This is a genomic window from Rhodoferax sp. (genome assembly GCF_013297935.1).
Taxonomy (GTDB): Bacteria; Pseudomonadota; Gammaproteobacteria; order Burkholderiales; family Burkholderiaceae_C; genus Allorhodoferax.
Genome location: NZ_JAAFIX010000012.1, coordinates 1 through 13,488, shown reverse-complemented (window position 1 = coordinate 13,488; position 13,488 = coordinate 1). Strand labels below are relative to the sequence as shown.

12 protein-coding genes are annotated in these 13,488 nt (G+C 58.6%); 7 read left to right on the top strand and 5 right to left on the bottom strand.

The window, feature by feature from the left end:
- Window positions 1-13: 13 nt before the first annotated feature.
- From QZW03_RS14730 to QZW03_RS14710, 5 genes are all read right to left on the bottom strand, one after another.
- A complete protein-coding gene (locus QZW03_RS14730) occupies window positions 14-751 on the bottom strand; it encodes a 5'-methylthioadenosine/adenosylhomocysteine nucleosidase (protein WP_296510773.1) in 738 nt (245 codons plus the stop codon).
- Window positions 752-756: 5 nt separating this feature from the next.
- A complete protein-coding gene (locus QZW03_RS14725; protein WP_296510772.1) occupies window positions 757-2,430 on the bottom strand; it encodes a long-chain-fatty-acid--CoA ligase in 1,674 nt (557 codons plus the stop codon).
- Between the two features lie 101 nt (window positions 2,431-2,531).
- A complete protein-coding gene (locus QZW03_RS14720) occupies window positions 2,532-3,968 on the bottom strand; it encodes an NAD(P)(+) transhydrogenase (Re/Si-specific) subunit beta (RefSeq protein WP_296510771.1) in 1,437 nt (478 codons plus the stop codon).
- The gene (locus QZW03_RS14715) at window positions 3,965-4,285 is read right to left on the bottom strand and encodes an NAD(P) transhydrogenase subunit alpha (RefSeq protein WP_296510770.1); all 321 of its coding nucleotides are present in this window, start codon (window positions 4,283-4,285) and stop codon (window positions 3,965-3,967) included. Before QZW03_RS14715 ends, QZW03_RS14720 begins: the two co-directional genes overlap by 4 nt.
- A gap of 60 nt (window positions 4,286-4,345) precedes the next feature.
- A complete protein-coding gene (locus tag QZW03_RS14710) occupies window positions 4,346-5,473 on the bottom strand; it encodes a Re/Si-specific NAD(P)(+) transhydrogenase subunit alpha (protein ID WP_296510769.1) in 1,128 nt (375 codons plus the stop codon).
- A gap of 123 nt (window positions 5,474-5,596) precedes the next feature.
- Between QZW03_RS14710 and QZW03_RS14705 the strand changes: the two genes are divergently transcribed.
- The 7 genes from QZW03_RS14705 to QZW03_RS14675 form a co-directional block, all read left to right on the top strand.
- Window positions 5,597-6,085: an NUDIX hydrolase gene (locus QZW03_RS14705; RefSeq protein ID WP_296510768.1), complete on the top strand. Its 489-nt coding sequence runs from the start codon at window positions 5,597-5,599 to the stop codon at window positions 6,083-6,085.
- A 98-nt stretch (window positions 6,086-6,183) separates the two neighbouring features.
- Window positions 6,184-7,308: a tRNA 2-thiouridine(34) synthase MnmA gene (gene mnmA, locus QZW03_RS14700; RefSeq protein ID WP_296510767.1), complete on the top strand. Its 1,125-nt coding sequence runs from the start codon at window positions 6,184-6,186 to the stop codon at window positions 7,306-7,308.
- Window positions 7,309-7,428: 120 nt separating this feature from the next.
- Complete coding sequence (locus QZW03_RS14695) at window positions 7,429-7,752, top strand: hypothetical protein (protein ID WP_296510766.1); 324 nt, start codon at window positions 7,429-7,431, stop codon at window positions 7,750-7,752.
- Entirely contained in the window at window positions 7,753-9,942 is a 2,190-nt protein-coding gene (locus QZW03_RS14690; RefSeq protein ID WP_296510765.1) for a type I secretion system permease/ATPase, read from the top strand. It begins immediately after the preceding gene.
- The gene (locus QZW03_RS14685) at window positions 9,939-11,360 is read left to right on the top strand and encodes an HlyD family type I secretion periplasmic adaptor subunit (RefSeq protein ID WP_296510764.1); all 1,422 of its coding nucleotides are present in this window, start codon (window positions 9,939-9,941) and stop codon (window positions 11,358-11,360) included. The genes QZW03_RS14690 and QZW03_RS14685 overlap by 4 nt, the downstream gene beginning before the upstream one ends.
- Complete coding sequence (locus QZW03_RS14680; protein ID WP_296510763.1) at window positions 11,357-11,995, top strand: response regulator transcription factor; 639 nt, start codon at window positions 11,357-11,359, stop codon at window positions 11,993-11,995. The genes QZW03_RS14685 and QZW03_RS14680 overlap by 4 nt, the downstream gene beginning before the upstream one ends.
- A 92-nt stretch (window positions 11,996-12,087) precedes the next feature.
- Window positions 12,088-13,488, top strand: a 1,401-nt coding sequence (locus QZW03_RS14675) for a retention module-containing protein (protein WP_296510762.1), incomplete at its 3' end; no start/stop codon positions are given.

Genomic DNA, 13,488 nt, shown 5'->3' with positions numbered 1-13,488 from the left:
ATTATGCACCCAGCTATTTATTTGATAGCAAACGCAAAAACTCCCGGACGATAGCCAGTGCATAGACGCTGGCTGTTTCTCGCACAAACCGCGGGAAGTCGACATGGGCCACATCGTCGGCACGGTCCGAGATAGTGCGGATGGCGACAAAGGGAATGCCGTAGTCGGCACACACTTGGGCCACTGCCGCCCCTTCCATTTCGACCGCCAGCGGAGAGAAGCCGGAGGCTGCAGCGTCCGCCATAAGCTTGTGCACCTCTTGGCCTGAGCTCACGAATCGGTCGCCGCTGGCAATCAAGCCGCAATGCAGGTTTGCTTGGTAGGGTTCGCTGCGGACCGCTTGCTGCACCTTGCGCACCGCGGCGCAGGCAGCGTCTTGCAAGGCGGGGTCGGCAGGCAGCACCGAGCACCCGGTGAGCGGAATCTCATAGCGCGGAAACAAAGGAGACGCATCCATGTCGTGCTGCATGTAGTGGCTACCTACCACCACGTCGCCTACGGCCACTCCCGGCCCGGTACCACCGGCGACTCCTGTAAAGAGCATCCGCTGCACTCCGAAATGGGCAACCAGGGCAGTGGCGGTGGTCGCAGCGGCCACTTTGCCGATGCGGGAGAGTGCCAGCACGACCTCCTGCTCTTTCAGGCTACCTCGCCAAAAAGTGCGCCCGCCGTGCTCCACGCGCACCACGCCGGTCATGCACGACAGCAGACCGTCTTGCTCCTCGGGCAGCGCGCTCAGTATCGCGATCAAGGCGCTTACTTTTCCCGCAACTCGCGACGCAGAATTTTGCCGACCGGTGTTTTTGGCAAGTCAGCGCGGAACTCCACCACCTTGGGCTGCTTGTAGCCCGTCAGGTTTTCACGGCAGAACGCGCGCACATCTTCTTCGCTCAGGTTCGGATCTTTTTTAACAATCACCAGCTTTACAGCTTCACCCGTCTTGGCATCCGTAACGCCGACACAGGCGCACTCCAGCACACCGGGGAGCTGGGTGACCACATCTTCCAACTCTGTGGGAAAGACGTTAAATCCGCTGACCAGAATCATGTCTTTTTTGCGATCCACGATCTTGAAGTAGCCACGTGCATCCACCACCCCGACATCGCCGGTCTTGAAGTAACCATCGGGCGTCATGACCTTGGCGGTCTCATCCGGGCGCTGCCAGTAGCCCGCCATAACTTGGGGCCCCTTGATGGCGATTTCGCCGCTCTGACCTTCGGCGACCTCGACACCTTCGTCGTCCAGCAACTTCATGTAAGTGCTGGGCAAGGGCACGCCAATCGTGCCGGTGTATTCGGTCGATGTAATGGGGTTGCAGCTCACCGTCGGGGACGTTTCGCTCAGACCATATCCTTCGCAGATAGGGCAGCCGGTTTTCTCAAACCAAAGCTTGGCCACACCGCTTTGCACCGCCGTGCCGCCGCCAACAGCCACTTTCAGGTGGCTCCAGTCGACCTTGTCGAAATCAGGATGGTTGGCCAAGCCGTTGAACAAAGTGTTCACGGCCGGCAGGCTGTGAATGGTGTGCTTGGAGAGCTCTTTCAGAACCCCCGGAATATCGCGCGGGTTGGGGATCAGGATCAATTTCCCGCCTGTGCGCACCGACAGCATCATGCCCACCGTAAAGGCAAACACATGGTAAAGCGGCAAGGCACACACGGTGGTGGGCTGCTGCCCCGCAGGCACCTTGGCCATTGCCGGGGCGTACCAGGCCTCGGACTGCAAGGCATTGGCGATCACGTTGCGGTGCAACAGTACCGCCCCCTTAGACACGCCCGTCGTCCCCCCTGTGTATTGGAGAACAGCGACATCGTCCGCCTTGATCTCAGGCTTTTTGAATGGTGCCTTGGTACCACGGGCAATGGCTTCATTGAAGCGGACCGCATCCGGCAAGCTGAAGGAGGGCACCATCTTTTTGACATTGCGGACCACGTAATTCACCATGGTCCCCTTGAGCAAGCCCAAGCGATCCCCCATGGAGCACAAGACAACGTGCTTCACGGGCGTTGCTGCGATGCACTTCTCCAGGGTGTGGGCAAAGTTCTCGATGATGACGATCGCCTTGGAGCCGGAATCTTTGAGTTGGTGCTCCAACTCCCGCGCGGTGTAGAGCGGATTGACATTCACCACCACGAAGCCGGCGCGCAAAATAGCCGCCACCGCAATCGGATACTGGGGAACGTTGGGCATCATGATGGCTACCCGGTCACCCTTACTCAGGCCCAAACCTTGCAGGTAGGCCGCTAGTGCCAGACTCAAGCTGTCGGTTTGGCCGAATGTGACATCTTTCCCCATGAAGTTGTAGGCCACCCGGCTTTCATATTGGTGAAAGCTTTCTTCGAGCAGGGCCACTAATGAAGGGTACTTGGCGGTGTCAATGTCAGCGGGCACGCCTTGTGGGTAGCTGCCGAGCCAAACGCGTTCAGTCATGTCCTAAGTCTCCGGAATTTTAGTTAGCCTGCTATTTTCACGCAGTCGTGACGGCTCGCTGATGGTGTTTACCTTAAGCGGCCGTACTTAGGTGCGCGCCCCTATTCGATGGCTTTGCCCATGTCCTCAACGACCTTCTTGGCGTCACCGAACACCATCATGGTCTTGTCCATGTAGAACAGCTCGTTATCCAAACCGGCATACCCAGCCGCCATGGAACGTTTGTTCACGATGATGGTCTTGGCCTTGTAGGCCTCCAGAATCGGCATGCCGTAAATCGGGCTGCCCTTGATGTGGGCAGCAGGATTCACCACGTCGTTTGCACCCAGAATGATGGCAACATCCGCCTGGCCGAATTCGCCGTTGATGTCTTCCATCTCAAACACCTGGTCATAAGGCACTTCAGCTTCGGCCAACAGCACGTTCATGTGACCGGGCATGCGGCCTGCCACCGGGTGAATGGCGTACTTGACGGTAATGCCCTTCTCGATGAGCTTGGCAGCGAGTTCTTTCACCGCATGTTGCGCCCGGGCTACCGCCAGACCGTAGCCGGGCACGATGACCACGGTTTCAGCATTGCCCAACACAAAGGCGGCGTCATCCGCACTGCCGCTTTTTACATTGCGCTGGACCGCGGCACCCGCGGGCCCTGCCGAGGCATCGCCCCCGAAGCCGCCCAGAATCACGTTGAAGAACGAACGGTTCATCGCCTTGCACATGATGTAGCTCAGGATGGCGCCGCTGGAGCCCACCAACGAGCCGGCAATGATGAGCATGCTGTTGTTCAAGCTGAAACCGATGCCCGCTGCCGCCCAACCGGAGTAGCTATTGAGCATGGACACCACCACCGGCATGTCGGCACCGCCGATGGGGATGATGATGAGCACGCCCATCACGAAGCTCAGCGCCAGCATCACAAAAAATGCGGTCCAGTTTTCAGTGAAGGCAAACATCAAACCCAGACCCAGTGTGGCAAGGCCCAACACCAGATTGAGCTTGTGCTGACCGGCGAACTGCACCGGAGCCCCCTGGAACAAGCGGAACTTGTACTTGCCGCTGAGCTTGCCGAACGCAATAACTGAGCCACTGAAAGTGATGGCCCCGATGGCCGCCCCCAGGAACAGCTCGAAGCGGTTGCCCGTGGGGATGGCCTCGCCCTTGGCCGCGATGCTGAAGGCCCAAGGCTCCGCCACCGCCGCCACGGCAATGAACACCGCCGCCAAGCCAATCATGCTGTGCATAAACGCCACCAGCTCGGGCATTTTGGTCATTTCGACGCGCTTGGCCATCAAGGTGCCTGCCGTGCCACCGACGAGTAAGGCGCCCAATACCCAGGCCATGCCGCTCATGCCGTTCTGGCCAAGCTGACCTGCAAGCTTGAAGATCAAAGCGCCGGTCGTGAACACTGCAACGGCCATGCCGATCATGCCGAACACGTTGCCGCGGATGGAGGTGGTCGGGTGCGACAGGCCCTTGAGCGCCTGGATAAAGCAGACGCTGGCAAAAAGATACAGGAGAGTGACGAGGTTGAGGCTCATTCTTTGGCTCCTGCGCTGACCGCTTTCTTGTCTTTTTTCTTGAACATTTCCAGCATGCGGCGGGTCACCATGAAACCGCCGAACACATTGACCGCGGCTAGCGCCACGGCCAGCACCCCCATGGATTTACCCAAGGTGGTTTCCGTCAGCGCGGCCGCCAACATGGCACCCACGATGACGATGGCCGAAATCGCGTTGGTCACCGCCATCAAAGGCGTGTGCAGTGCGGGTGTCACGGTCCAGACAACGTGGTAGCCCACGTAAATGGCCAGCACAAAGATGATGAGATTCAGGATAGTGGGGGAAACCATTTCCATGGTGTCGCTCCTTGAAGAAAGTGAGTGAATGATTGGGAGAGCGTGTATTGCGCCTGCGACTTATTTGCGGCGCACAGCACCGCCCTGGGTCACCAGGCAGGCGGCCACGATGTCGTCTTCCAAGTCCGTGTGCAGCGCGCCTTCCTTGTTGATGATCAACTTCAGGAAGTCCAGCACGTTGCGGGCATAGAGGGAAGACGCATCTGCCGCTACCAGTGCAGGCAGGTTGGTCTCACCGATCAGGGTGACGCCATGTTTGACGACGGTTTTATCTGCTTCGGACAGAGGGCAATTCCCGCCACCGTCGGGGCCTTTACCCGCTGCGATATCCACAATCACAGAGCCGGGCTTCATGGACTTGACCATGTCTTCGGTGATCAGGGTGGGCGCTGCGCGACCGGGGATCAGCGCCGTGCTGATCACCACATCGGCCTGGGCCACGCGCTTGGCCACTTCGGCTTTCTGGCGGTCCAGCCAACTCAGGGGCATGGGCTTGGCGTATCCACCCACACCCACTGCGGCTTCTTTCTCTTCATCGGTCTCATAGGGCACATCGATGAATTTGCCCCCCAAAGATTCGACTTGCTCTTTCACGCTCGGGCGCACGTCCGAGGCTTCAATCACAGCCCCCAGACGCTTGGCGGTGGCGATGGCCTGCAGGCCAGCGACACCGACCCCGAGAATGACCACGCGTGCCGCCTTGACCGTGCCGGCCGCCGTCATGAGCATGGGGAAAAAGCGCTGGTACTTGTCAGCCGCCATCATGACCGCCTTGTAGCCCGCAATATTGGCCTGGCTGGAGAGCACGTCCATGCTCTGCGCCCGGGTGGTCCGGGGTGCGGCCTCTAAGGCGTAGGCGTTGAGCTGGGCCGCGGCAAGCCGTTGCAGGCCCTCGGCATCAAACGGGTTGAGCATGCCCACCACGGTTGCGCCCGGCCGCATCAGGGCTGCTTCTGCGTCGCTGGGCGTGCGGACCTTGAGGACCAATTCGCTCCCGAAAGCACCTGCGGCATCGGTGATTTCGGCACCGGCAGCAAGGTAAGCCTCATCAGTGACGCTAGCCGCCACGCCGGCGCCGCTTTGGATACGCACCGTATGCCCTTGGGATTTCAGTTTTTTCACTGTCTCCGGGGTCACGGCTACTCGGGTCTCGCCCGCCAGTGTTTCAGCGGGTACACCTATCTGCATGCGGCTCTCCTATAAAGGTTGGAATCAAGCTGTCAGCTAGCTTACATGAGTTTCCCTCCGTTCCATAGGGCTAAAGACGCAGCATTTGCCAAAGACCTTTGCGCTGGATGCACATAATCCAGCATGAACGAACGATGGAAACCCAGTGTGACGGTGGCTGCAGTGATCGAACAGGACGGTCGCTTCTTATTGGTCGAAGAGCACACCCCCGAGGGGCTGCGGCTCAACAATCCTGCCGGTCACCTCGATCCGGGAGAGTCCCCCGAGCAAGGTTGCATCCGCGAAACCCTAGAGGAAACTGCCCACCCGTTTCAACCCACAGCGCTGGTGGGCGTGTACCTTTCGCGATTTGTCCGGCCCACGGCCACAGGCATAGAAGACGTTACGTACCTCCGGTTTGCTTATTGCGGTGCTGTGGGTTCTGCTGGGGAAGGACGCGCGCTCGATGCGGGCATCGTCAGAACGCTTTGGCTCACGCCGGAAGAAATTCGCGCCAGCAAAGAGCGACTCCGCAGTCCCTTGGTGCTCCAGTGCATGGAAGACTACCTGCGTGGGCAACGCTTCCCCTTGGCCATGGTGCACACCTCCCCCAGTGTGACAGACCCCACATGACGCTATAAAAACAATAGCTGCTTGTACAATATATTCGAGGGTTACGGGCATTTTTTATCATAAAACGCCGAGCACCCACCAGCGACTAAAATCGAGCCATGACCAAGCAAAGAATAGTGGTGGGATTGAGTGGTGGCGTGGACTCGGCGGTTACCGCCCACCTGTTGAAACAACAAGGCCACGAAGTGGTCGGCATCTTCATGAAGAACTGGGAAGATGACGACGACAGCGAATATTGCTCCTCCAACATCGATTTTGTCGACGCGGCGGCGGTCGCCGATGTGCTGGGCATAGAAATCGAGCACGTCAACTTTGCAGCAGAGTACCGGGACCGCGTTTTCGCGGAGTTTTTGCAAGAGTACCAAGCCGGGCGTACGCCCAATCCGGACATTTTGTGCAACGCCGAGATCAAGTTCAAAGCGTTTCTGGACCATGCAATGCGCCTCGGCGCAGAGAAAATTGCCACGGGGCATTACGCCCGCGTGCGCGAAAATAACCTCACCGGACACCATGAGTTGCTCAAAGGCCTAGACCCGGCGAAAGACCAGAGCTATTTCCTACACCGCTTGAATCAGGCGCAATTGTCCAAAACCCTCTTTCCCGTGGGCGAGTTGCACAAGACGGAAGTGCGCCGCATTGCCGACGACATCGGCCTCCCCAACGCCAAGAAGAAAGACTCCACCGGCATTTGCTTTATCGGCGAGCGGCCGTTCCGGGAGTTTTTGAATCGTTACATTTCCAAAGAGCCCGGTCCTATCAAAAACCCTAAGGGGCACACCATTGGGGAACACGTTGGCCTTTCTTTTTACACCTTGGGGCAACGCCAGGGTTTGGGGATTGGTGGCATCAAGGCCAAAGGAGCGCAGCGTGGCGGCGGGGAACACAACCCTTGGTTTGTCGCACGCAAAGACCTGCAGAACAACACCTTGTGGGTCGTACAAGGGCATGACCACCCGTGGCTGCTGTCTGGCGAGCTCTCTGCCCTGAACGCAAGTTGGGTCGCAGGCAGCCCGCCGGCGCCGCAAGACGCCGGCGCCAAAACGCGCTACCGGCAAGCCGATGCCCCTTGCACTTTTGACACCAAGGGCCCCGCGCATTTCGCCCTGCACTTTCCCCAGGCGCAGTGGGCAGTGACCCCGGGGCAATCGGCGGTGCTCTATCAGGGCGATGTCTGTCTTGGGGGCGGCATCATCGAGCAGGCATCGGCACTCATGGCGGCCTGAAACCCGATTGCATCAAATATTCATGAAATACATGGCATATTTGGCATCTGTTATCGGGTCTGCGGTGCTAGCATCAGGCCCACTTTGATCGGCCCACTCCCAAGAAAGCGTCGTTGCACTATGTTCCATGCGCTGCGAAATGAAGACGGCTCGATTGCATCGCTTTCGCGCAGCGAGCGCGCCGGCGGGGAACTGTTAGCGGACGATCACCCCGATGTCTTGGCTTTTTTCGGACGCCCGGCGGACACGTCGAGTTTCACGACCGCCGATGCAGAGTTTGTCCGGGTGCTCGAGGACTTGATTGACACCCTGATCATCAAGAACGTCATCCGCCATACGGATTTGCCAGCTGCAGCGCAACAAAAGATCACGCGCCGCAAAGGCCTGCGCAACCGGATGCAGGGCGCCTTGAATCTGTTGGGCGGCGATCAACGTATTATTTAAATGACTGCGCAACTACCTCCTTCCTCGACCCCTTCTTCCAACAAGACACCCGGTTGGCGAATCGGCGAGCACAGCACGCATGTCGACCCCTTGCTCGATTGCTTGGTTTCGTTGGCCAGGGTGTATGGCATTACCACCACGCAAGAGTCTGTATCGGCGGGGTTGCCGCTGGAAAACAACCTGATCACGCCGGCGCTTTTGCCACGCGCAGCAGCCCGCGCCGGCCTGACTGCCCGGCTCGCCCGCCGCAAATTGAGCGATCTGCGCCCGGGCTTGCTGCCGCTGATTCTGCTGCTCCAAGACAAACAGGCTTGTCTGCTGCTCGAATGGACCGAGGACGGCCAAGCCCGTGTCCGCTTCCCGGAGAGTGGCGAGTCCGGGGACCTCATCAGTTTGGAGGCCTTGGAAGCGCTGTTTGCAGGCGTGGTCTTCTTTGTGCGCCCTGTCTTCAAGTTTGACCCCCGAACCCCTGCGACAGGAGAGCTCAAGTCCAAGCATTGGTTCTGGAGCGTGGTGCTTCAAAACTGGCGCTTGTACCGGGACAGTTTGATTGCCGCCCTGCTCATCAATATTTTTGCGCTAGCGATGCCGATGTTCTCGATGACGGTGTATGACCGCGTCGTCCCGAACCGGGCCGAGGAAACGCTGTGGGTCCTCGCGCTGGGTGTTTTTTTGATGATGGTGTTTGATACGGTCTTGCGGACAATGCGGGCCTACATCCTGGACACCGCGGGTAAGCGGATCGACGTCACACTCTCCGCGCGAATCATGGAGCGGGTGTTAGGCCTCAAGATGGCCGATCGCCCCGCCTCCGTGGGCTCTTTTGCTGCCAACTTACGAGCTTTTGAGTCGGTGCGCGACTTTGTAGCTTCGGCCACGATTACCACTTTGGTGGACTTGCCTTTTGTCTTGGTTTTTTTCCTCGCTTTGATCTGGATTTCGCCTTGGCTGACGCTCCCTCCTCTGGTGTGCATCGTGCTGCTACTGATCGCTTCACTGATCACCCAACGCAAAATGCAGGAGCTTGTCGAGGTGTCGCAGCGCGCCACGTCGCAGCGCAATGCAACGCTGGTCGAGAGCCTCGTGGGAATTGAAACCATCAAATTCATGGTGGCGGAGAGTGGCTTTCAGCGCAAATGGGAACAAAGCACTATTTTTCTGGCGCAAACCAGCACACGCCTTAAGTTGCTGTCCAACGGGACCATGAACTTCGCCCAAGCCATGCAGCAGCTCGTGTCGGTTACCAGCGTCATCGTGGGCGTGTACCTGCTGATCGGTAACCAAATCAGCATGGGCGCGATCATCGCGGCCTCCATGTTGGCGGGAAGGGCCATGGCGCCATTCGGCCAGGTGGCAGGCTTGCTGTTGCAGTACCACAGCGCCAAAAGCGGTCTTGCCTCGGTCGACCAGCACATGAAGCAAGAGCCCGAGCGTACGGAAGACAGTGCATACCTGCACCGCTCCGGCTTTCAGGGAACGATTGAATTCAAAAACGTCAGTTTCACTTACCCGGGCCAGCAGCAATCCGTGTTGAGCAAGGTGTCTTTCAAAATTCACGCGGGTGAAAAGGTCGCATTCATCGGCCGGGTGGGTTCTGGAAAATCGACTATCCAGCGCCTGATTCTGGGACTGCATCAGCCCACGGAAGGCGCCATCCTCATCGATGGTATCGACCTGCGACAAATCGACCCCGCAGAGCTCCGCCGCGCTGCCGGCTTCGTGTCTCAGGATGTGAGTCTTTTTTACGGCACGCTCAAAGAAAATATTGCGTTGGGCGCTCCCTTTGCAGATGACCAGGACGTGCTGGCTGCAGCTGAAATTGCGGGTGTTACCGAGTTCGCCAATCGTCACCCCAAGGGGTTTGACATGCCTATCGGCGAACGCGGAGAGTCACTCTCCGGCGGGCAGCGCCAGGCTGTGGGTATTGCGCGCGCGGTTTTGAACGACTCCCCCATGCTGCTCCTGGACGAACCTAGCAGTGCAATGGATCACCAAAGCGAAGACGCCCTGAAGAGCCGGCTACGCCGCTTTGCCACTGGCAAGACCATGATTTTGGTAACCCACCGGACTTCACTGCTGGAACTGATAGACCGCTTGATCGTGATTGACAGCGGCCAGGTCGTGGCCGATGGCCCCAAGGCCCAAGTAGTCGAAGCGCTTCAAAGCGGTCGTATCGGGAGGGCTTCATGATGACCCCGGAGCAGCCCACAAAAACAACGGCACTCGATCGACTCTGGGAGCGGGTGTACGCCGCCTGCTCCCCCGCCCTGGATCGATTGCTCTCTGCCGTTGGCGGAAAACAAAAGGAACTCGACAGCGACTTTGATGCCAGCGCTGACTGGGCAATTGCGGAACAAACGCCACGCGGTGCGCGCTTGGTCGTGTGGTTGAGCGCACTCACCATTTTTGTCTTGCTAGTGTGGGCCGCCTTTGCTGAGCTGGATGAAGTGACCCGCGGTGAGGGCAAAGTCATTCCATCACGACAGATCCAAATTTTGCAAAGCCTGGATGGAGGCATCGTCTCAGAAATACTGGCGCGCGAAGGTCAAGTCGTCAAGGCCGGGGACCTTTTGTTAAAAGTAGACCCCACCCGAATGGTGTCATCGCTCCGGGAAAATCAATCTCAATATCTTTCGCTGCTGGCGAAAGGGGCCCGATTGAGGGCACTGGCAGAAGGATCACGCTTTGTCCCGCCTGAAGAGGTTTTGAAACAGGCCCCTGATATCGTTGAGCAGGAGCGTGCGCTGTACGAATCTCGGCGCGCAGAGCTCGATGCCACCGTCGGTGTCGCCAGGCAACAGTCGTCCCAACGGTCTCAAGAATTGATTTCCGTGCGTGCGCGCAGAGAACAAGCTGCCCAGAGCTACACACTGACTGCGAGAGAGCTAGAACTCACCCGCCCCTTGGTAAAAACCGGGGCGGTGTCCGATGTGGAGCTACTCCGGCTGGAGCGCGATGTGGCTCGCTACCGGGGGGAGCGGGATAGCGCGAACTCCGATATCCCTCGCTTGGAGTCAGCGGTGGCGGAATCGAATCGCAAAATCCAAGAGGTTGAGCTCACCTTCCGGAACATCGCTAGGTCGGAGTTGAGTGAAACCAATGCCAAGCTGAATGCCTTGTCGGAGGGTAGTGCAGCCCTCGAAGATCGGGTGAAACAGACAGAAATCCGCTCCCCTGTGAATGGCACTGTCAAACAGCTGCGGGTCAACACTGTCGGTGGCGTGGTTCAGCCAGGAAAAGATGTCATTGAGCTAGTGCCCTCGGACGATGCACTGCTGTTGGAAGCCCGCGTCTTGCCACGGGATATCGCCTTCTTGCGACCCGGCCAAAAAGCTTTGGTGAAATTCACAGCCTACGACTTTGCGGTGTATGGTGGTTTGGAGGCCACGCTGGAGCAAATCGGCGCAGACAGCGTTGTGGATGAGAAAGGCAACGCATTCTTTGTCGTACGGGTTCGCACCCTCTCGACCACGATAGGGCAGCAGAAACTCCCCATCATTCCCGGCATGGTGGCTGAAGTTGATATCCTGACCGGCAAAAAGTCGGTTCTCTCCTACTTGATGAAACCTATCCTGCGCGCGAAATCCAGGGCTATGTCAGAACGATGAGACGCGACTCTGCTCCTATTTTGGTGAGCCGGGACTCCGGCTTGCTGCAACATTGGCGCGATGCGCTGAAAATAAAAACCCCAATTGAGGTAGGCAGCTTTTCCGCCCTCCGAGAGACCGTGAGGCGATCAAACGAAGTCGTTTGGCTAGACCTCTCCATCAGCGACACGCCCTCTTGGAACGCCTCGGACTGGGCAAACCTGATTAAAGACAAGCAGATCCGGATTGTTGCTACGAGTTCAAACCCGCGCAATGAAGAGGCAATTGCGGCCCTGGATGCAGGCTGCGCTGGCTATTGCCACGCTTACTCCGACCCCGGCACACTCCTACAGGTGCAGCGGGTTATTGCAGCGGGACATGTCTGGATTGGCTCCAATCTGATGCAGCAACTGATCCAAACCGCCCACCGGGCAGCCACCGACGCAGCACCTCCGTCCACCGAATGGGAAAATGTGCTCACTACCCGAGAACGGGAAGTAGCTGTACTGGTTGCCCGAGGCTCAAGTAATGCAATCATCGCGGAAGCTTGTGGCATCACCGAGCGTACCGTTAAAGCGCACCTGAGCGCGATCTTCGAAAAGACAGGATCATCCGATCGGCTTCAGCTAGCGCTGAAAGTCCACGGAATCCAGTAATTTTTCACACCACCTGTACTGAAGGCCAATAGCCAAAGGCCGCCAATCACTCTACATTGGTCAGCTAGATTTGCTGATTCTGGAGTTTTTGTATGGCTACTTCCCAAATTTCCGCCCAAGCACGTGGCGTCGTCGTTATTTTGCAGGGCAACGCTTGGGTGGTTGCCCCAGACGGCAGCAAGCGCGCCATCAAGCTTGGCGACGAAATTCAGGAAGGTCAAGTCGTACTGACGGATGACGGCACGAGGTTAGAGCTGGCACTCCCTAATGGGCGGGGAATCGCGCTCGAATCAGGGCGAGAGCTACTCATCGATGCCAATTTGCTAGGAATAGCTACGGAAGACGCCACCAGTGCTGCCCTCGCAGACCTCAACAGTGGCGCGGCCGCGGTAGCCCGCGTGATCGCCACTGGAGGAGACCTATCCACAGAACTTGACGCCACAGCTGCTGGTCTTTCCGGCGGCGATGCCAGTGACTCACACAGTTTTGTCCGCGTTTTGCGAGTTAGTGAGGGGCTTAGTCCGTTAGGTATTGATCGGGAAATCCAACAACCGAGGCAAGAACTAGGCATCACAAGCACCGTTGCGCTGTCCTCAGGTGCCCCCACCGTCTCCATCCCCAACGATGGCGCCGGTGTGGGTGGCTCCGATCTGTCCGTGGCCGAGAACGCCACTGCCACCGGTTCCTTCACCATCACCGCACCCGACGGCCTGACCAGTTTGACCGTCGGCTCCACCGTTATTACCGCTGCAGCCCTCACAGGCGCTACACCGGGCGCTCCTGTTTTGGTAGTAGGCGCCAATGGCACACTGTCCATCACCGGCTACAACAGCACCACCGGCGTGGTCTCCTACAGCTATGACCCCACCGGCTCCAGCACGGCCCACCCCGCCGTGGGCAATGTGATCGATAGCTTCAGTGTCAAAGTGACCGATCCGCAGGGCGATACCAATACCGCCTCCAGCCTCGATATCCGCATCACCGACACCGCCCCCGTGGCCGTGGCCGACACCCGCACCGTCACCGAAGACGAGGCCGCAGGCCCTGCCGGCGTCAGCGGCAACCTGGTCACCGGCATCAACGCCAGTGTCGATACCCAAGGCGCCGATACCGCCACCGTCACCGGCGCACAGGTCGGCAATGCCGGTGCCGCACAGATCAGCGGTGGCGTGGCCACCGGCCTGGCCGGTACCTATGGCACCCTGACCATCAATTCGGATGGCTCCTACACCTATGTCACCAATGCCGCCGCTCAGGCGCTCAATGCGGGCGACTCCAGAAACGATGTTTTCAGCTACACCCTGAAGGACTCCGACGGCTCCTTCTCCACCACCACCGTCACCATGACCGTCACCGGTCTGTCCGAGGGTGCCCCCACCGTCTCCATCCCCAACGATGGCGCCGGTGTGGGTGGCTCCGATCTGTCCGTGGCCGAGAACGCCACTGCCACCGGTTCCTTCACCATCACCGCACCCGACGGCCTGACCAGTTTG